The following is an 882-nucleotide window of genomic DNA, read 5'->3' as shown; positions in this document are numbered from 1 at the left end:
CCAGAATATATAGGCCTTTTTGGATTATTCTTCCATTGATTTGCCAATTTAATTCCCCATGCTTCCTTATCAGTAAGCATTACTCTTTGAGGAGAAACAAAATTAATGTCGTGTGATACATCTGTCGCCAGAGCTTTTGATGTTGCAAAAATAACTGTACTTATAAAAATAATTTTTTTTAACATAAAATTCCCGCTTTACGCATTTACTATGATTGATTTTAAAGTCTTGGCGTCCATGCAAATTGTTTAACATATAACCCAATAGGATTTACCATTATTTGCTTTTCAGTTTTTGGTATTGCTAAAATAACTGTAGCGGTAGCTTGCCAAAGTTTAGTATCAATAATAGCACCTGATCGTGCTCTTTTCTTTTCAGTCCATTCAATTTGCCAAGTATCATCGGAAACAGGAACAATTGCATTAACTTGAACTTCCACTGTCTCCATTGCAGCACGTGAATAAGGATCATTTTGTTTATGATATTCAACAAGCATGGCATATGCTGGTGATTGAGGTAAGGTCATTGAATATGTCTGGTTTATGAGATCTTCTTCTGCTCTCATATCAACATAAACAGTACGTGCCCCAATAATCCAATTACGTAACGCCGCCCGAATATGGGTCGCATTTGGTTTAGTAGCAACATTTGCCTTTGATAAATGCGTTACCTCACCGACCGAATTGGTTTGCACTATATAAGGAATAATAGTTTCTTCATTTGATTTCCAAATGAATGCTCCTACTGACATTGCAGTAATAATAATCATTCCAAAGGTTGCTAAGCGCCAATTATTAGCGGACTTAATATAGTCCCCATACCTTTCCATCCATTCTTTACGCGCTATAATATATGGATTAGAGGGTTTGTCCTTTATAGAAT

General features: G+C 35.6%; 1 protein-coding gene and 1 pseudogene. Both read right to left on the bottom strand.

Annotated elements, in window-relative coordinates:
- Nucleotides 1-185 (bottom strand): annotated as a pseudogene (locus K3248_RS08555) (P-type conjugative transfer protein TrbG); the annotation flags it as partial.
- 35 nt (nt 186-220) lie between these two features.
- Nucleotides 221-882: VirB8/TrbF family protein (locus K3248_RS08550; RefSeq protein ID WP_246588470.1), on the bottom strand; the 662-nt coding region annotated here is incomplete at its 5' end.

The sequence above is a fragment of the Bartonella raoultii genome, assembly GCF_019659805.1.
Taxonomy (GTDB): domain Bacteria; phylum Pseudomonadota; class Alphaproteobacteria; order Rhizobiales; family Rhizobiaceae; genus Bartonella; species Bartonella raoultii.
The sequence above is the reverse complement of the archived record's forward strand: the minus strand, read 5'-3'. Positions and strand labels throughout refer to the sequence as shown.